This is a genomic window from Actinophytocola sp. NPDC049390, assembly GCF_044466355.1.
Lineage (GTDB): Bacteria > Actinomycetota > Actinomycetes > Mycobacteriales > Pseudonocardiaceae > Actinophytocola.
Genome location: NZ_JBITMQ010000011.1, coordinates 226,570 through 243,993 on the forward strand (window position 1 = coordinate 226,570; position 17,424 = coordinate 243,993).

Sequence of the window (17,424 nt, forward strand, 5' to 3'; positions counted from 1 at the left end):
GCGTTGACAGTGCCGTCGCCACGGCGTGATCTTCGGCGCATGAAGAGCTTCCTGGCCGTTCTCACCGGACTGGCTGCCGCACTGGTCGTGTTCGTGGTCCCCGCGTCCGCCGATCCGGGTCCGGTGACCCCGGCCGGCGTCGAGGCCGCCGACGGTTGTCACACGTGGAACCGGACGTTGTCCGAGGGCACGTCCGGCGAGGACGTGCGCCAGCTGCAGATCCGCGTGGCGGGCTATCCCGGCTACGGCGGCGTGCTGGCACTGGACGGGGCGTTCGGCCCGGCCACGAAGGCCGCGGTGACCCGGTTCCAGCAGGCGTACGGTCTCGCCGCCGACGGTGTCGCGGGCCCGGCCACGTTCGGCAAGCTCTACGAACTGCAGGACGACGACTGCACCCCGGTCAACTTCACGTGGGCGGAGCTCAACCGCTGCAACGGCGACTGGTCCGGCGGGAACGTCTCACCGGACCAGGCACGGGCCAACGCGCTGGTGTCCATGTGGAAGCTGCAGGCCATGCGCCACGCGATGGGCGACCGCCCGATCGTCGTGAACGGCGGGTTCCGCAGCGTCGCGTGCAACAACGCGGTCGGCGGCGCCCCGGCGAGCCGGCACCTGTACGGCGACGCGGTCGACCTGGGCGCGGGTGCGCAGGGCTTCTGCGCGCTGGCGCGGCAGGCCCGCGACCACGGCTTCGCGGAGATCCTCGGCCCCGGCTACCAGGGCCACGACGACCACGTCCACGTCGCCGCGCGCTCCGGGCAGTTCTGGTCGGCGCCCAGCTGCGGCATCTGACGGGCTCGGGTACCGGGCGATACCCCGTCGAGAGTCCGGTCGTTAGGCCGGTCGGTCGGTTGGTTCCGACCGAAGTATGAATTCCTGTCGTGATTCATTGACCTAACCATGATCCTCAGACACTCTCCGAAGGTCACCTTTTACCCCTGCCTCGAAAGGTGCTCCTCTCATGATGCGAAGGATTCTGCTCACACTCGCGGCGTTCGTCCTGGCGATGGCCGGCGCGACAACAGCCGCCTCGGCCGACCCCGAACCGGTCACCGCGGAGGACATCCACGCCGCCGACACCTGCTACACCTGGAACCGCACCCTGTCCCAGGGGGCGAGCGGCAGCGACGTCACCCAGCTCCAGATCCGCGTCGCGGGCTGGGTCTCGTACGGCGAGAACCTCGCGCTCGACGGCCAGTACGGCCCGGCCACAGCCGCCGCGGTCAAGCGGTTCCAGGCCGGCTACGGCCTGACCGCGGACGGCATCGCCGGTTCGCAGACGTTCAACAAGATCTACGCGCTGCAGGACTCCGACTGCACGCCGATCCACTTCGCCTACTCCGAGTTCGACGACAACTGTGGCGCCAACAACTTCAACGGTGGCAAGGTCAGTGCGGCCACGGCCAAGGAAAACATCCGGCGGATCATGTGGCAGCTCGAGGCCGTGCGGCACAAGCTGGGCGACCGGCCGATGGTGATCACCTCCGGCTTCCGCAGCATCTCCTGCAACAGCGCGGTCGGCGGCTCGTCGAGCAGCCTCCACATGTACGGCCAGGCCGCCGACCTCGGTCTGAGCAGTTCGCCGAGCCAGTGCCAGATGTGGGGTGCCGGCAGGTACGCCGGGTTCGAGGAGATTCTCGGCCCGGGCTACCCCGGCCACAACGACCACGTGCACGTCGGCAACAAGTCCAGTCGCTTCTGGAGCGCGCCGAACTGCTGAGTGCCGCTTAACGAACCGTGAAGGAAACGTCGCTGGTGCCGGGCCCGTGGCCTCGTCGATGCTGACGCCATGGAACCTGACACAAAGGACTGGACCTGGGTCCTGACGCGTCCGTGCCCCGAATGCGGGCTCGACACCAGAACGTTGCACCACGACGACGTGCCCGCCATGCTGCGCGACAACGCCGCGGCATGGCGGGCCGTTCTCGTTCGCGACGACGTGCGCACCCGGCCGAACCCGGACACGTGGTCGCCGCTCGAGTACGCGGCACACGTGCGCGACACGTGCCGTGTCTACACCGAACGCCTCCACCTGATGCTCACCCAGGACGGCCCCGCCTACCCGAACTGGGACCAGGACGCGACCGCCGTCGAGGACCGCTACGGCGAGCAGGACCCGGCGACCGTCGCGGTGGAGCTCGTCGCGGCCGCCAACCACCTCGCCGACCGTTTCGCCGAGGTCAGCGGCGACCAGTGGCAGCGCACCGGGACCCGCAGCGACGGCGCCCACTTCACCGTGGACACCTTCGCCCGCTACTTCATCCACGACCCGGTCCACCACCTGCACGACGTGCGGCGTTAGGCGCGCGGCTCCCAGCGGAACGCGCGGTGGAACACCACCCCCGACACCGCGAACCACAGCACCGTCGCCGCCAGCCCCAGGGGTACCGCGGGCAGCGCCGCCTCGGTCACCCCGCCGCCCCAGCCCCGCGCCACCAGGTCACCTGGCCCGGCGATCGGCATGACCAGCCCGATCGTGACGAGCGCCGGTTCGGTGGACGCCGTCATGAACATGCCACCCACCGCCGCCAGCAGCACCGGGGTCCCGGTCAGCTGGGTCGCCTCCACCGTCCTCGTGAGACAGGCGGTCGCGACCCCGGTGGCGGTCGCGACCGCCACCCCGAGCACCACACCGGCGACGACCGCGACCGGGTCCTGCGGCGGCGGCGCCCCGGTGGCCACGCAGAACACCAGGTAGGCGGCCGTTTGCGCGAGCCCGACCACGAACACCGGCGCCAGTACCCCGCCGAGGATCGCCGAGTCGGACAGCTCGGAGGTGCGCAGCCGTTTCAGCACCCGCGACTGCCGCCGCGCGGTGAAGACCGTGAGGCTCACCAGGTACGCGGACAGCATCGTCAGCAGCAGGAAGTTCGTGGACAGCAGCCTGCCCCACAGCGCCGGGTCGTCGGGCTTCTGCCCGAACAGCGTGAGCGCCGCCAGCCCGACGGGGACGACCACGACCGAGAACGCCGTGACGCGCCGTCGCAACAGCAACCGGAGTTCCACAATGGACAGTGTGATCACGACGCCTCCAGTGCCAGGAAGACCTCCTGCAGCGACGCCTGTGTCGCGTGGAGATCGTCGAGCCGCACCGCGTTCCGGTCCGCCCACAGCAGCAGCGCGAGCAGATCCTGTTGCAGGGTCTCGGTTTCCACGGTCAGCTCGCCGTCGGCGACGGCGGCCGTGCCGGAGAACGCGGGCAGCCGCGGAACGGCCGAGGGCAGCGTGGCCGTGATCCGCGCGGGCTGCGACGCGAGCACCTCCGACATCGTTCCGTCGACCCGGATCCGCCCGGCATGCATGATCGCGACGCGGTCGGCGAGCGCCTCCGCCTCCTCGAGGTAGTGCGTCGTCAGCAACACGGTCGTGCCGGTGGCGGCGAGGTCCTCCACCAGCGCCCAGACCCGTTGGCGGGACTCGGGATCCAGGCCGGTGGTCGGTTCGTCGAGCACCAGCAGCCGCGGCCCGCCCCACACCGCGAGTGCCACGTCGAGCCGGCGTCGCTCGCCGCCCGACAGCCGGTCCACGGGCACGTCCACGCGGTGCGCGAGTGCCAGCCGGTCCACCAGCCCGGCGGGGGAGTCGGTCCGGCTCGACAGCCGCTGCCACAGCGACACCGTCTCCGCCACCGTCAGTTCGTCGATCAGGCCGGACTCCTGCGGCAGCACCCCGATCGACGGGGCGATCGCGTTCCGTTCCGTGTACGGGTCGTGCCCCAGCACCCGCACCGCTCCCGCACCCGGCCGCAGGAAGCCCTCGATGATCTCCAGTGTCGTCGTCTTCCCCGCGCCGTTCGTGCCGAGCAGCGCGAACACCTCGCCCTCGGCGACGTGGAAGTCGATCCCGTCGACCGCCACCACGTCCCCGTAGGCGTGGCGCAGGCCGTTCACCTCTATCGCTCGCATGGTGAGAACGGTGCCGAACCGGGGAGGTCCGAGGTAGTGCGCGCACGCACGGGGTCGCGTGACAGCCGTCTGTGCGCGGTATGACAGATGTCATTCGGCTACCGTTCGGCCCGTGCCCGAACGGGATGCGCTCACGTCGCTGCACCGCTACACCCGGCTGACGCTGCTCGCGACGGTGCCGATCATCGGGCTGGCGCCGCTGCTGGTGTCCATGGGCAACGAGCCGCACTGGACGCGGCTAGCGCCCCTGGTGGCCGGCACCGCCGTGCTCGTGCCCGTGCACTGGCGCCGGGTCGTCAGGGCCGTGGAGTCACCGGCCACGGTGCCGCCGTGGCGGCCGTCGGCGGTGACGCTCGCGCTGTCGGCCGTGCTGTTCTGCTACGCCTACACCTACGGTGATCCCGGCAACGTGATGTGGATCTTCCTGCCCGCCGCTCCGGTCGCCGAGCTGCAGTTCGGCCGTTCGCCGTCGGTCGGGTGGCGGCTCACCACGTGGCTCGCGGTGGGTGCCGGGGCGCTCGTCGCGCTACTGATCACGTTCGTGCCACCGTTGAGCGGCCGGAACCCGCTTCCCGCGGCGGCCGTCGCCATGTTCGTGCTGGCCACGCTGCCGTTCGGGGAGCTGGTCGCGCTGCGGCAGTGGCGCATCGCGATCGAGCTGGACCAGGCCCGCCGCGACGCCGCCGAGCTGGGCGCGACCCGCGAACGGTTGCGCTTCGCCGAGGACCTGCACGACATCCTCGGCCACGCGCTGGAGGTGGTGTCGCTGAAGGCGGAGCTCGCGACCCGCCTCGGCGAGGTCGACGCGGCACGCGCGCACGCCGAGATGGCCGAGGTGCAGCGGCTGGCCAGGGCCGCGCTGCGCGACGTCCGCGAACTGGCCCGCGGGCAGCGCCACACCAGCCTGGCGACGGAGCTGTCCGGTGCGCGCACCCTGCTCGCGTCGGCGGGCATCGAGTGCGCCGTGGACGGTGCGGACGCCGGGGGCCCGCACAGCGAGCTGCTCGGCCGGGTCCTGCGCGAGGCGGTGACGAACCTGCTGCGGCACGCGGACACCCGCCACTGCTGGATCACCGTGCGCCCGTCCGCGCTGACGGTGGTGAACGACGGCGCCGCGCCAGAAGCCCCCGGCAACGACAACGACAGCGGCACAGGCACAGGCACGGGCACCGGCCTGGCCGGGCTGTCGCGCCGGGTGACCGAGGCGGGCGGGACGTTCCGCGCAGGCCCGGGGGAACGCCCCGGCACGTTCACGGTGGAGGCGGTGCTGTGATCACCCTGGTACTGGCCGACGACGAACGGCTGACCAGGCAGGCCGTGGCCGCCCTGCTCGGCCTGGAACCGGACATGGCGGTGGCCGAGGACGTGGCGGACGGCGCCGAGGCCCTCCGCGCCATCGCCGAACACCGCCCGGACGTGGTCGTGCTCGACGTGGAGATGCCGGTGCTGGACGGCCTCGCGGTGCTGGAGCGCCTCGCGTCGGAGGGCTCCCCGGCACGCTGCGTGATGGTCACCAGGCATGCCCGGCCGGGTGTGCTGCGGCGGGCGTTGTCGCTGGGTGCGAAGGGCTTCCTCGCGAAGACCGCCCCCGCGTCGCTGCTCGCGGACGTGATCCGCAGGGTGCACGCCGGCCTGCGGTACGTGGACCCGGACTTCGCCGCCGAGGCACTCGCGGAGTCCGGGTCGCCGCTCACCGAACGCGAGCTGGCTGTGCTGCGCCTGGTTGACGACACCACCACGGCCGCCGACATCGCCCGCGAACTGCACCTGTCGGCGGGCACGGTCCGCAACTACATCTCGTCGGCCATGGCCAAGCTGTCGGCCCGCAGCCGCACCGAGGCGGCCCGCACCGCCCGGGACCAGGGCTGGATCTGATCCCACCCACCTGCGGCGCGCGGGCCGCGACCAGGGGGGATACACTCGGTCCAGGCGTGCACAAGATCGTCGCGCCGGTCGCCACCCCAGGTGGCTCGCACCGGGAACAAAGCCCAGCTCGGCGGGCGTTGGACAATAGGCCGACCCCGGTTTTGACCCTCTCAGAACCGCCAGGTATCTTTGGTACTCGCGCCCGACCAAGGTCGGGTCGATCCGCGTGCCTGTGCGCGAGTTCGTGTGAACGGACACCTCGCAGTAACCGCGGAGTTCCTTCCGAGCCTCGTGAGGATGATTCGATCCTGCCCGGGCGTTATGAGGGACGGGCGACACGCCCGACCTCGTGATACGGCGGGAGCACCAACCACACAGCAAGAAGCAGTACACCAGGAGAAAGCCGGTCCATGCCCACGATCCAGCAGCTGGTCCGTAAGGGCCGCCAGGACAAGGTCGCCAAGCAGAAGACTGCGGCCCTCAAGGGGAGCCCGCAGCGGCGTGGCGTGTGCACCCGCGTGTACACCACCACCCCGAAGAAGCCGAACTCCGCGCTGCGCAAGGTCGCGCGCGTCAAGCTGACCAGTGGCATCGAGGTCACGGCCTACATCCCGGGTGAGGGACACAACCTGCAGGAGCACTCGATGGTGCTCGTGCGTGGCGGTCGTGTGAAGGACCTGCCTGGTGTCCGCTACAAGATCATTCGCGGCTCGCTGGACACCCAGGGCGTGAAGAACCGCAAGCAGGCTCGCAGCCGCTACGGCGCGAAGAAGGAGAAGGCCTGATGCCTCGCAAGGGACCGGCCCCGCGCCGACCGCTGATCTCCGACCCGGTCTACAGCTCCCCGCTGGTCACGCAGCTGATCAACAAGGTGCTGCGGGACGGCAAGCGCTCGGTCGCGGAGAAGATCGTCTACAACGCCCTCGAGGGCGCCCGCGAGAAGACCGGCACCGACCCGGTGGTCACGCTCAAGCGTGCGCTGGACAACGTGAAGCCGACCATCGAGGTGAAGAGCCGCCGCGTCGGTGGCGCCACCTACCAGGTGCCGATCGAGGTCAAGCCGGGTCGCTCCACGACGCTGGCGCTGCGCTGGCTGGTCACGTTCTCGCGGGCCCGCCGGGAGAAGACGATGCAGGAGCGGCTCATGAACGAGCTGCTCGACGCGAGCAACGGTCTCGGGGCGAGCGTCAAGCGCCGCGAGGACACGCACAAGATGGCGGAGTCGAACAAGGCCTTCGCCCACTACCGCTGGTGACGGCCCGCGGCCAACAGCCGTTACGGCCGCACCAACGCTGATTGAGGACAGGGGAAGAGACCCGTGGCACAGGACGTGCTCACCGACTTGGCCAAGGTGCGCAACATCGGCATCATGGCCCACATCGACGCGGGCAAGACCACGACGACCGAGCGGATCCTGTTCTACACAGGCATCAGCTACAAGATCGGCGAGGTGCACGACGGCGCCGCGACGATGGACTGGATGGAGCAGGAGCAGGAGCGCGGCATCACGATCACGTCGGCCGCGACGACCTGCTTCTGGAAGGACCACCAGATCAACCTGATCGACACCCCCGGTCACGTCGACTTCACCGTCGAGGTGGAGCGCAACCTGCGGGTGCTCGACGGCGCGGTCGCGGTCTTCGACGGCAAGGAAGGTGTCGAGCCGCAGTCCGAGCAGGTCTGGCGGCAGGCCACCAAGTACGACGTCCCGCGTATCTGCTTCGTCAACAAGATGGACAAGCTGGGTGCGGACTTCTACTTCACCATCGGCACCATCTCCGAGCGGCTCGGTGCGAAGCCCCTGCCCATTCAGCTGCCGATCGGCGCGGAGAGCGAGTTCACCGGTGTCGTCGACCTGGTGAACATGCGCGCGCTCACGTGGCGTGGTGAGGTCAAGAAGGGCGAGGACTACACGGTCGAGGAGATCCCGGCCGACCTCGTCGACCGGGCCAACGAGTACCGCGAGCAGCTCATCGAGGCGGTCGCCGAGACCAACGACGACCTGATGGAGAAGTACCTCGGTGGCGAGGAACTGACCGTCGACGAGATCAAGCACGGCATCCGCGAGATCGTCCGCACCGGCTCCGCCTACCCGGTGCTGTGCGGCTCCGCGTTCAAGAACAAGGGCGTCCAGCCCATGCTCGACGCGGTGATCGACTACCTGCCCGCGCCGACGGACCTCCCGCCGGTCGAGGGCACGCTGCAGGACGGCGAGACCCAGGCCTTCCGCAAGCCGACCACCGACGAGCCGTTCGCGGCGCTGGCCTTCAAGATCGCCGTGCACCCGTTCTTCGGCAAGCTCACCTACATCCGGGTCTACTCCGGCAAGGTGTCGAGCGGTGCGCAGGTCATCAACTCCGTGAAGGACCGCAAGGAGCGCATCGGGAAGATCTTCCAGATGCACGCCAACAAGGAGAACCCGGTCACGGAGGCCCTCGCCGGTCACATCTACGCGGTGATCGGTCTGAAGGACACCACCACCGGTGAGACCCTGTGCGACCCGGCGAACCCCATCGTCCTGGAGTCGATGACGTTCCCGGAGCCGGTCATCCAGGTCGCCATCGAGCCCAAGACGAAGGCCGACCAGGAGAAGCTCTCGACCGCGATCCAGAAGCTCGCCGAGGAGGACCCGACGTTCCGGGTCAACCAGGACGAGGAGACGGGTCAGACGATCATCGCCGGCATGGGCGAGCTCCACCTGGACATCCTGGTGGACCGCATGCGCCGCGAGTTCAAGGTCGAGGCCAACATCGGCAAGCCGCAGGTGGCCTACCGCGAGACGATCCGCAAGACCGTCGAGAAGCACGACTACACCCACAAGAAGCAGACGGGTGGGTCGGGCCAGTTCGCGAAGGTCATCATCAAGATCGAGCCGATGTCCACCGCGGACGGCGCGCTGTACGAGTTCGACAACAAGGTCACCGGTGGCCGCGTGCCGAGGGAGTACATCCCGTCGGTCGACGCCGGTGCCCAGGACGCCATGCAGGACGGCGTGCTGGCGGGCTACCCGCTGGTCGGCGTCAAGGTGACGCTGCTGGACGGTGCCTACCACGAGGTCGACTCCTCGGAAATGGCGTTCAAGGTGGCCGGCCGGATGGCGCTCAAGGAGGCCGCTCGCCTGGCGAGCCCGACTCTCCTCGAGCCGATGATGGCCGTCGAGGTCACCACGCCGGAGACGTACATGGGTGACGTCATCGGCGACCTGAACTCCCGCCGTGGCCAGATCCAGGCCATGGAGGAGCGGGCGGGTTCCCGCGTCGTCAAGGCGCTGGTCCCGCTGTCGGAGATGTTCGGCTACGTCGGCGACCTCCGGTCGAAGACCCAGGGCCGGGCGAACTACTCCATGCAGTTCGACTCCTACGCCGAGGTTCCCGCGAACGTCGCGAAGGAGATCATCGCCAAGGCAACCGGCGAGTAACTGAATCCGGTGCGGGCTGCCTGGGTAGTTCCCTCTATGGTTCCGCACAACTGACCCCAAAGACTGCTGCCGCTGATACCAGAGTGGCGGCGTAGAGAACAAGTCCAGGAGGACGAGAGAAGTGGCGAAGGCGAAGTTCGAGCGGACCAAGCCGCACGTCAACATCGGGACCATCGGTCACATCGACCATGGCAAGACCACGCTGACCGCGGCCATCTCCAAGGTTCTGCACGACAAGTACCCCGAGCTGAACCCCTTCACGCCGTTCGACGAGATCGACAAGGCGCCGGAGGAGAAGCAGCGCGGTATCACGATCTCGATCGCTCACATCGAGTACGAGACCGAGAAGCGGCACTACGCGCACGTTGACTGCCCGGGTCACGCGGACTACATCAAGAACATGATCACCGGTGCCGCCCAGATGGACGGCGCGATCCTGGTGGTCGCCGCGACCGACGGCCCGATGCCGCAGACCAAGGAGCACGTGCTCCTCGCCCGTCAGGTCGGCGTGCCCTACATCGTGGTCGCCCTGAACAAGGCCGACATGGTCGACGACGAGGAGATCCTGGAGCTCGTCGAGCTCGAGGTCCGCGAGCTGCTGACCGAGTACGAGTTCCCGGGTGACGACCTGCCGGTCGTCCGCGTCTCCGCGCTGAAGGCCCTCGAGGGCGACGCCGAGTGGGGCGACAAGCTGCTCGAGCTGCTCGACGCCGTGGACGAGAACATCCCGGAGCCGGAGCGCGAGACCGACAAGCCGTTCCTGATGCCGGTCGAGGACGTGTTCACGATCTCCGGTCGTGGCACCGTGGTCACCGGTCGTGTGGAGCGCGGCATCCTCAAGCCGATGGAGGAAGTCGAGATCGTCGGCATCCGCGAGAAGGCCCAGAAGACCACCGTCACCGCCATCGAGATGTTCCGCAAGACCCTCGATGACGCGCGCGCGGGTGAGAACGTGGGTCTGCTGCTCCGCGGCATCAAGCGTGAGGACGTCGAGCGCGGCCAGGTCGTCGTGAAGCCCGGCACCACCACGCCGCACACCGAGTTCGAGGCCCAGGTCGTCATCCTGAGCAAGGACGAGGGCGGCCGGCACACGCCGTTCTTCAACAACTACCGTCCGCAGTTCTACTTCCGGACCACCGACGTGACCGGTGTGGTGACCCTCCCCGAGGGCACCGAGATGGTCATGCCGGGCGACAACACCGGCATGACGGTCAAGCTGATCCAGCCGATCGCCATGGACGAGGGTCTCCGGTTCGCCATCCGTGAGGGTGGCCGGACGGTCGGCGCGGGCCGCGTCACCAAGATCATCAAGTAGTTATCCCGGACGGGGCCCCAGGTCAAGCACCTGGGGCCCCCCGGTTTGGGTGCCGCGAAACGTGTGTGGCATCCTTGACAGGTTGCTCGTCGCGGACGGTCATGCGATCGGTCGTGTTCGAGCTGGCTCGCGGCATTGGCCGCCGGGCCACCTATGACCACACTCCTGAGGGCAAAAGTCCAAGGGGCCGGTCTGTGCGTAGGGCGCGACACACCCGACCGCGTGGACCGGAGCGGCACGAGTCTTAAAGACTGCATCGAAGAAACGGACGGCAAGCCACCATGGCGGGACAGAAGATCCGCATCCGGCTCAAGGCCTACGACCACGAGGCGATCGACGCTTCGGCGCGCAAGATCGTTGAGACGGTTACCCGCACGGGTGCTCGGGTCGTCGGTCCGGTGCCGCTGCCCACCGAGAAGAACGTGTACTGCGTCATCCGCTCCCCGCACAAGTACAAGGACTCGCGGGAGCACTTCGAGATGCGCACGCACAAGCGTCTGATCGACATCCTCGACCCGACGCCGAAGACGGTTGACGCTCTGATGCGCATCGACCTCCCGGCCAGCGTCGACGTCAACATTCAGTGAGGCCTGAGTACTAATGTCTTCCCGGCAGATGAAAGGGATCCTGGGCACCAAGCTCGGGATGACCCAGGTCTTCGACGAGAACAACCGGATCGTCCCGGTGACCGTCGTCAAGGCCGGACCGAACGTCGTCACCCAGATCCGTACCCAGGACAACGACGGGTACACCGCGGTGCAGCTGGCGTTCGGCGAGATCAAGCCCCGCAAGGTGAACAAGCCCGAGAAGGGCCACTTCGCGAAGGCGGGCGTCACGCCGCGGCGGTACCTCGCCGAGCTGCGCACCACCGACGCCGACAGCTACGAGCTCGGCCAGGAGATCACCGCCGAGGTGTTCGAGGCCGGCGCCGTGATCGACGCGACGGGCACCACCAAGGGCAAGGGCACCGCCGGTGTCATGAAGCGCCACGGCTTCAAGGGCCTCGGCGCCTCCCACGGCACGCAGCGCAAGCACCGTTCGCCCGGCTCCATCGGTGGCTGCGCCACCCCGGGCCGCGTGTTCAAGGGCCTGCGCATGGCCGGCCGCATGGGCCACGTGAAGGTCACCACCCAGAACCTCACCGTCCACCGCGTGGACGCGGAGGACGGGCTCATCCTCCTCAAGGGTGCCGTTCCGGGCCCCAAGGGCGGCGTGGTGTTCCTCAAGACCGCCGCGAAGGGTGATGTGAAGTGACTTCCGTCGAGGTGAAGACGCCCGAGGGCAAGACCGACGGTTCGGTCGACCTCCCCGCGGACATCTTCGACGTGCAGGCCAATGTCGCGCTGATGCACCAGGTGGTCGTCGCGCAGCAGGCCGCGGCCCGCCAGGGCACGCACGCCACGAAGACCCGCGGCGACGTCAGCGGTGGCGGCAAGAAGCCGTACCGCCAGAAGGGCACCGGCCGTGCGCGCCAGGGTTCGACCCGTGCGCCGCAGTTCGCGGGCGGTGGCATCGTCCACGGCCCGCAGCCGCGTGACTACACGCAGCGCGTCCCGAAGAAGATGAAGGCGGCCGCTCTGCGTGGCGCCCTCTCCGACCGGGCCCGCGCGGGCCAGGTGCACGTCGTCTCCGCGCTGGTCGACGGGGACACCCCGTCCACCAAGGCCGCGAAGAAGGCCCTGGCCGCGGCTTCCGAGGCCAAGAACCTGCTCGTCGTGATCACCCGCGACGACGAGGTCGGCCTGCTGTCGGTGCAGAACCTCTCGTACGTGCACTGGATCTGGGCCGACCAGCTCAACACCTACGACGTGCTCGTCAACGACGACGTGGTGTTCACCAAGGCCGCGCTGAGCGCCTTCCTGGAGGGCCCGGTCAAGGGCGGCTCCGCCAAGGCTGTCGCGCGCTCCAGCGAGGTCGCCAGCGACGTTGATGCGGAGGAGAGCAAGTGATCCCCGACCCCCGCGACGTGCTGCTCGCGCCGGTGATCTCCGAGAAGTCCTACGGGCTCCTCGAGGAGAACAAGTACACGTTCGTCGTCGCCCCGCACGCGAACAAGACCGAGATCAAGATCGCGGTCGAGAAGGTGTTCGGTGTGCAGGTGGTGAGCGTGAACACGCTGAACCGGAGCGGCAAGCGCAAGCGCACCCGCACCGGCTACGGCAAGCGCAAGGACACCAAGCGAGCGATCGTGACGCTGTCGGCCGAGAGCAAGCCGATCGAGATCTTCGGCGGACCGGCCTGAGCCGGCGAGTAGAGACATAGGGACTGCGTAGAGATGGGCATTCGCAAGTACAAGCCGACGACGCCAGGGCGTCGTGGGTCCAGCGTCTCCGACTTCGCCGAGATCACCCGGTCGGAGCCCGAGAAGTCGCTGATCCGGCCGCTGCACGGCCGCGGTGGCCGCAACGTGCACGGCAAGATCACCACCCGCCACAAGGGTGGCGGTCACAAGCGGGCGTACCGGCTGATCGACTTCCGGCGCCACGACAAGGACGGCGTGCCGGCCAAGGTCGCGCACATCGAGTACGACCCGAACCGGAGCGCGCGCATCGCGCTGTTGCACTACGCCGACGGCGAGAAGCGCTACATCCTCGCCCCGGACAAGATCAAGCAGGGCGACCGGATCGAGAACGGGCCGAGCGCGGACATCAAGCCGGGCAACGCCCTGCCGCTGCGCAACATCCCGGTCGGCACCGTGGTGCACGCCATCGAGCTGCGCCCGGGCGGCGGCGCCAAGATCGCCCGCTCGGCCGGTTCGCGCGTGCAGCTCGTCGCCAAGGAGGGTCCGTACGCCCAGCTGCGTATGCCCTCCGGCGAGATCCGGAACGTGGACGTGCGCTGCCGCGCCACGGTCGGTGAGGTCGGCAACTCGGAGCACGCCAACATCAACTGGGGCAAGGCGGGCCGCATGCGGTGGAAGGGCAAGCGCCCGACCGTCCGCGGTGTCGCGATGAACCCGGTGGACCACCCGCACGGTGGTGGTGAGGGCAAGACCTCCGGTGGTCGCCACCCGGTGAACCCCGCGGGTAAGCCAGAAGGCCGTACCCGCCGCAAGGGCAAGGCCAGCGACCGGATGATCGTCCGTCGTCGCCGGACCGGCAAGAAGCGCTAAGAGCAGGAGGGAGTGACAGATGCCTAGGAGTTTGAAGAAGGGCCCGTTCGTCGACGACCACCTGCTCAAGAAGGTGGACGCGCTCAACGAGTCTGGCAAGAAGACCGTCATCAAGACGTGGTCGCGCCGCTCGACGATCATCCCGGACATGCTGGGCCACACGATCGCGGTGCACGACGGCCGCAAGCACGTGCCGGTCTTCATCTCGGAGTCGATGGTCGGCCACAAGCTGGGCGAGTTCGCCCCGACGCGGACCTTCAAGGGCCACGTCAAGGACGACCGCAAGGCGCGCAGGCGCTAAGGACGAAGGAGTTAAAGCGATGAGTGACGAGAACGTCGCGGTGGAAGAGCTTCCGCGCGCGATCGCTCGGGCTCGCTACGTCCGCGCCACGCCGATGAAGGTGCGCCGGGTGGTCGAGCTGATCAAGGGCCGCAGCGCCGAGGAAGCCCTCGCCGTGCTCCGGTTCGCTCCGCAGTCCGCGAGCGACCCGGTGGCGAAGGTGCTGGCGAGCGCCGTGGCCAACGCCGAGAACAACCTGGACCTCGACCCGGACACGCTCTGGGTCAGCCAGGCCTACGTGGACGAGGGCCCGACCCTCAAGCGGTTCCGCCCGCGGGCCCAGGGCCGCGCGTACCGGATCCGCAAGCGGACCAGCCACATCACCGTCGAGGTGGAGTCGCGGCCGAAGGCGGAGCCGAAGAAGGCGGCTGCCAAGAGCCGTAAGTCCAGTGCGAAGAGGAGTGCCAGCTAGTGGGTCAGAAGATCAACCCGCACGGCTTCCGGCTCGGGATCACCACTGACTGGAAGTCCCGCTGGTATGCCGACAAGCAGTACGCGGAGTACGTGGCGGAGGACGTGAAGATCCGTCGTCTGCTGTCCAAGGGCATGGAGCGCGCCGGTATCTCGAAGGTGGAGATCGAGCGCACCCGTGACCGGGTCCGCGTCGACATCCACACCGCCCGTCCGGGCATCGTCATCGGCCGCCGCGGCGCCGAGGCCGACCGGATCCGCGGCGAGCTCGAGAAGCTGTCGGGCAAGCAGGTACAGCTGAACATCCTCGAGGTCAAGAACCCCGAGGCCGACGCCCAGCTGGTCGCGCAGGTGACCGCTGAGCAGCTGTCCAACCGCGTGTCCTTCCGCCGCGCGATGCGCAAGGCCATCCAGTCGGCCATGCGCAGCCCGCAGGTCAAGGGCATCCGCGTGCAGTGTGGCGGCCGCCTCGGCGGCGCCGAGATGTCCCGCTCCGAGCACTACCGCGAGGGCCGGGTGCCGCTGCACACGCTGCGTGCCGACATCGACTACGGCTTCTTCGAGGCCCGCACGACCTTCGGCCGGATCGGCGTGAAGGTGTGGATCTACAAGGGTGACGTCGTCGGCGGCCGCCGTGAGGTCGAGGCTCGCAGCCAGGCCCCGGCCGAGCGCGCGCCGCGCCGGGAGCGGCCCACCAGGGCGCGTCGTTCCGGTTCGTCGGGCACCACCGCGACCAGCACCGAGGCCGGCCGTGCCGCTGCCGAGGCGACCACGCCGGCATCGGCGCCAGCAGAGCAGGCCGAGCCGCAGACCCCGTCGGTGAACGGGAGCGGCGAGGCCCAGACGACCAACGGGGAGGGCTGAGCAGTGCTCATCCCACGCAAGGTCAGGCACCGCAAGCAGCACCACCCGAAGCGGGCGGGCGCTGCGAAGGGCGGCACCAAGGTCACCTTCGGTGAGTTTGGTATCCAGGCGCTTCAGCCTGCCTACGTGACCAACCGGCAGATCGAGTCCGCTCGTATCGCCATCAACCGGCACATCCGTCGTGGCGGCAAGGTCTGGATCAACATCTTCCCGGACCGCCCGCTGACGAAGAAGCCCGCCGAGACCCGCATGGGTTCCGGTAAGGGTTCGCCGGAGTACTGGATCGCGAACGTCAAGCCGGGCCGGGTCATGTTCGAGCTGAGCTTCCCGAACGAGGCGGTCGCGCGCGCGGCGCTCACGAGGGCGATCCACAAGCTCCCGATGAAGTGCCGCATCGTCACGCGTGAAGGTGGTGACTTCTGATGGCCGCTGGTACGCAGGCGTCCGAGCTCCGTGAGCTGAACGACGAGGAGCTGGTCCTCCGCCTCCGCGAGGCGAAGGAGGAGCTGTTCAACCTCCGGTTCCAGATGGCGACCGGTCAGATGGACAACAACCGCCGCCTTCGGACGGTCCGGCACGACATCGCCCGGATCTACACCGTGATGCGCGAGCGCGAACTGGGCCTGTCGATCTCCCCCGACGAGGTTCCGAGTGGTGAGGGTGCCGCATGAGTGAGACGACAGAGACGCAGAGCAAGCCGCGCGGCCGCCGCAAGGTCCGCGAGGGCCTGGTCGTGTCGGACAAGATGGACAAGACGATCGTGGTCGCGCTCGAGGACCGCAAGAAGCACCCGCTCTACGGCAAGGTCATGCGCTCCACGACCAAGGTCAAGGCGCACGACGAGGAGAACTCGGCTGGTGTCGGCGACCGCGTGCTGCTGATGGAGACCCGCCCGCTCTCGGCGACCAAGCGCTGGCGGCTGGTGGAGATCTTGGAGAGGGCAAAGTGATCCAGCAGGAATCGCGACTGCGCGTCGCCGACAACACGGGTGCGAAGGAGATCCTCTGCATCCGGGTTCTCGGCGGGTCCGCGCGTCGCTACGCGGGCATCGGCGACATCATCGTCGCGACCGTGAAGGATGCGATCCCCGGCGCTGGTGTGAAGAAGGGCGACGTCGTCAAGGCCGTCATCGTCCGGACCACCAAGGAGAAGCGCCGGCCGGACGGTTCCTACATCCGGTTCGACGAGAACGCCGCCGTGCTGATCAAGCAGGACAACGAGCCGCGCGGGACGCGCATCTTCGGTCCGGTCGGTCGCGAGCTGCGCGACAAGAAGTTCATGAAGATCATCTCGCTGGCTCCGGAGGTGCTCTGACATGAAGGTCAAGAAGGGTGACACGGTCGTCGTCATCGCGGGCAAGGACAAGGGCGCCAAGGGCAAGGTCATCCAGGCCTACCCCGACCGCGGCAAGGTCCTCGTCGAGGGCGTCAACCGGATCAAGAAGCACACCCGGATCAGCCAGACGCAGCGTGGCGCCCAGTCGGGCGGGATCGTCACCCAGGAGGCGGCGATCGACGTGAGCAACGTGATGATCGTCGGCGACGACGGCAAGCCCACCCGGGTCGGCTACAAGTTCGACGAGGACGGCCGCAAGGTCCGGATCTCGCGCCGTACCGGGAAGGAGATCTGATGACCACCGCGGAGAAGATCGTTCCGCGCCTCAAGACCCGGTACCGCGAGGAGATCGTGGCCGGGCTCAAGGAGGAGTTCACCTACGACAACGCGATGCAGGTGCCCCGCGTCGTCAAGGTCGTGGTGAACATGGGCGTCGGCGACGCCGCCCGTGACGGCAAGCTGATCGAGGGCGCGCTGCGCGACCTCTCGCTGATCACCGGTCAGAAGCCGCAGATGCGGCGGGCGACCAAGTCCATCGCGCAGTTCAAGCTGCGCGAGGGCATGCCGATCGGCGCGAAGGTGACCCTGCGCGGCGACCGCATGTGGGAGTTCCTGGACCGGCTGCTGACCATCGCGCTGCCGCGTATCCGCGACTTCCGCGGCCTGTCGCCGAAGCAGTTCGACGGCAACGGCAACTACACGTTCGGTCTCAACGAGCAGTCGATGTTCCACGAGATCAACCCGGACGCGATCGACCGCCCTCGGGGTATGGACATCACCGTCGTCACCACCGCGACCAACAACGAGGAAGGCCGGGCGCTGCTGCGGCGGCTGGGCTTCCCGTTCAAGGAGAACTGA

Annotated in this window: 25 protein-coding genes; 23 read left to right on the plus strand and 2 right to left on the minus strand. The window is 68.5% G+C overall.

Annotated features, from left to right (window positions below; translation table 11 throughout):
- Positions 1-39 precede the first annotated feature (39 nt).
- The 3 genes from ACIBVP_RS28995 to ACIBVP_RS29005 all read left to right on the plus strand — a co-directional run bounded on the left by ACIBVP_RS28995 (position 40) and on the right by ACIBVP_RS29005 (position 2,302).
- Positions 40-792, plus strand: a complete 753-nt coding sequence (locus tag ACIBVP_RS28995) for a D-Ala-D-Ala carboxypeptidase family metallohydrolase (RefSeq protein WP_396109514.1) — start codon at positions 40-42, stop codon at positions 790-792.
- 169 nt (positions 793-961) lie between these two features.
- Positions 962-1,720 carry a D-Ala-D-Ala carboxypeptidase family metallohydrolase gene (locus ACIBVP_RS29000; RefSeq protein ID WP_396109515.1) on the plus strand — a complete coding sequence of 253 codons (759 nt, stop codon included), beginning with the start codon at positions 962-964 and terminating at the stop codon, positions 1,718-1,720.
- 69 nt (positions 1,721-1,789) lie between these two features.
- On the plus strand, positions 1,790-2,302 hold the full coding sequence (locus ACIBVP_RS29005) for a DinB family protein (RefSeq protein WP_396109516.1): 513 nt from the start codon (positions 1,790-1,792) through the stop codon (positions 2,300-2,302).
- On the opposite strand, the gene ACIBVP_RS29010 is transcribed toward ACIBVP_RS29005, so the two are convergent.
- Complete coding sequence (locus ACIBVP_RS29010) at positions 2,299-3,024, minus strand: ABC transporter permease (RefSeq protein WP_396109517.1); 726 nt, start codon at positions 3,022-3,024, stop codon at positions 2,299-2,301. The genes ACIBVP_RS29005 and ACIBVP_RS29010 overlap by 4 nt on opposite strands.
- A complete protein-coding gene (locus tag ACIBVP_RS29015; protein ID WP_396109518.1) occupies positions 3,021-3,905 on the minus strand; it encodes an ABC transporter ATP-binding protein in 885 nt (294 codons plus the stop codon). Before ACIBVP_RS29015 ends, ACIBVP_RS29010 begins: the two co-directional genes overlap by 4 nt.
- A 112-nt stretch (positions 3,906-4,017) precedes the next feature.
- On the opposite strand from ACIBVP_RS29015, the gene ACIBVP_RS29020 reads away from it, so the two are divergent.
- The 20 genes from ACIBVP_RS29020 to rplE all read left to right on the plus strand — a co-directional run bounded on the left by ACIBVP_RS29020 (position 4,018) and on the right by rplE (position 17,424).
- Complete coding sequence (locus ACIBVP_RS29020) at positions 4,018-5,178, plus strand: sensor histidine kinase (protein ID WP_396109519.1); 1,161 nt, start codon at positions 4,018-4,020, stop codon at positions 5,176-5,178.
- On the plus strand, positions 5,175-5,780 hold the full coding sequence (locus ACIBVP_RS29025; protein WP_396109520.1) for a DNA-binding response regulator: 606 nt from the start codon (positions 5,175-5,177) through the stop codon (positions 5,778-5,780). The genes ACIBVP_RS29020 and ACIBVP_RS29025 overlap by 4 nt, the downstream gene beginning before the upstream one ends.
- Positions 5,781-6,181: 401 nt before the next feature.
- Positions 6,182-6,556, plus strand: a complete 375-nt coding sequence (rpsL, locus tag ACIBVP_RS29030; RefSeq protein WP_133906284.1) for a 30S ribosomal protein S12 — start codon at positions 6,182-6,184, stop codon at positions 6,554-6,556.
- On the plus strand, positions 6,556-7,026 hold the full coding sequence (rpsG, locus tag ACIBVP_RS29035; protein ID WP_396109521.1) for a 30S ribosomal protein S7: 471 nt from the start codon (positions 6,556-6,558) through the stop codon (positions 7,024-7,026). Before rpsL ends, rpsG begins: the two co-directional genes overlap by 1 nt.
- A 63-nt stretch (positions 7,027-7,089) precedes the next feature.
- Positions 7,090-9,189 (plus strand): elongation factor G, encoded by a 2,100-nt coding sequence (gene fusA, locus ACIBVP_RS29040; protein WP_396109522.1) that lies wholly within the window; start codon positions 7,090-7,092, stop codon positions 9,187-9,189.
- 121 nt (positions 9,190-9,310) lie between these two features.
- Positions 9,311-10,504, plus strand: coding sequence for an elongation factor Tu (gene tuf / locus ACIBVP_RS29045; RefSeq protein WP_396109523.1), 1,194 nt, complete (start codon positions 9,311-9,313; stop codon positions 10,502-10,504).
- A 281-nt stretch (positions 10,505-10,785) separates the two neighbouring features.
- Complete coding sequence (rpsJ, locus tag ACIBVP_RS29050; protein WP_003938093.1) at positions 10,786-11,091, plus strand: 30S ribosomal protein S10; 306 nt, start codon at positions 10,786-10,788, stop codon at positions 11,089-11,091.
- Positions 11,092-11,104: 13 nt separating this feature from the next.
- Positions 11,105-11,758, plus strand: a complete 654-nt coding sequence (rplC, locus tag ACIBVP_RS29055; RefSeq protein WP_396109524.1) for a 50S ribosomal protein L3 — start codon at positions 11,105-11,107, stop codon at positions 11,756-11,758.
- Entirely contained in the window at positions 11,755-12,453 is a 699-nt protein-coding gene (gene rplD, locus ACIBVP_RS29060; protein ID WP_396109525.1) for a 50S ribosomal protein L4, read from the plus strand. The genes rplC and rplD overlap by 4 nt, the downstream gene beginning before the upstream one ends.
- The gene (rplW, locus tag ACIBVP_RS29065) at positions 12,450-12,746 is read left to right on the plus strand and encodes a 50S ribosomal protein L23 (protein WP_396109526.1); all 297 of its coding nucleotides are present in this window, start codon (positions 12,450-12,452) and stop codon (positions 12,744-12,746) included. Before rplD ends, rplW begins: the two co-directional genes overlap by 4 nt.
- Positions 12,747-12,779: 33 nt before the next feature.
- Positions 12,780-13,616 (plus strand): 50S ribosomal protein L2, encoded by an 837-nt coding sequence (gene rplB, locus ACIBVP_RS29070; RefSeq protein ID WP_396109527.1) that lies wholly within the window; start codon positions 12,780-12,782, stop codon positions 13,614-13,616.
- A 19-nt stretch (positions 13,617-13,635) separates the two neighbouring features.
- Positions 13,636-13,917, plus strand: coding sequence for a 30S ribosomal protein S19 (gene rpsS, locus ACIBVP_RS29075; protein ID WP_075126579.1), 282 nt, complete (start codon positions 13,636-13,638; stop codon positions 13,915-13,917).
- A 19-nt stretch (positions 13,918-13,936) separates the two neighbouring features.
- Complete coding sequence (gene rplV / locus ACIBVP_RS29080) at positions 13,937-14,368, plus strand: 50S ribosomal protein L22 (RefSeq protein WP_396109528.1); 432 nt, start codon at positions 13,937-13,939, stop codon at positions 14,366-14,368.
- Positions 14,368-15,231, plus strand: coding sequence for a 30S ribosomal protein S3 (gene rpsC, locus ACIBVP_RS29085; protein ID WP_396109529.1), 864 nt, complete (start codon positions 14,368-14,370; stop codon positions 15,229-15,231). The genes rplV and rpsC overlap by 1 nt, the downstream gene beginning before the upstream one ends.
- A 3-nt stretch (positions 15,232-15,234) precedes the next feature.
- A complete protein-coding gene (gene rplP / locus ACIBVP_RS29090; protein WP_396109530.1) occupies positions 15,235-15,654 on the plus strand; it encodes a 50S ribosomal protein L16 in 420 nt (139 codons plus the stop codon).
- A complete protein-coding gene (gene rpmC, locus ACIBVP_RS29095; protein WP_396109531.1) occupies positions 15,654-15,902 on the plus strand; it encodes a 50S ribosomal protein L29 in 249 nt (82 codons plus the stop codon). Before rplP ends, rpmC begins: the two co-directional genes overlap by 1 nt.
- Positions 15,899-16,180, plus strand: coding sequence for a 30S ribosomal protein S17 (gene rpsQ / locus ACIBVP_RS29100; RefSeq protein ID WP_396109532.1), 282 nt, complete (start codon positions 15,899-15,901; stop codon positions 16,178-16,180). Before rpmC ends, rpsQ begins: the two co-directional genes overlap by 4 nt.
- On the plus strand, positions 16,177-16,545 hold the full coding sequence (gene rplN, locus ACIBVP_RS29105) for a 50S ribosomal protein L14 (protein ID WP_133906298.1): 369 nt from the start codon (positions 16,177-16,179) through the stop codon (positions 16,543-16,545). The genes rpsQ and rplN overlap by 4 nt, the downstream gene beginning before the upstream one ends.
- Position 16,546: 1 nt before the next feature.
- Positions 16,547-16,861 carry a 50S ribosomal protein L24 gene (gene rplX, locus ACIBVP_RS29110; protein WP_396109533.1) on the plus strand — a complete coding sequence of 105 codons (315 nt, stop codon included), beginning with the start codon at positions 16,547-16,549 and terminating at the stop codon, positions 16,859-16,861.
- The gene (rplE, locus tag ACIBVP_RS29115) at positions 16,861-17,424 is read left to right on the plus strand and encodes a 50S ribosomal protein L5 (RefSeq protein ID WP_396109535.1); all 564 of its coding nucleotides are present in this window, start codon (positions 16,861-16,863) and stop codon (positions 17,422-17,424) included. The genes rplX and rplE overlap by 1 nt, the downstream gene beginning before the upstream one ends.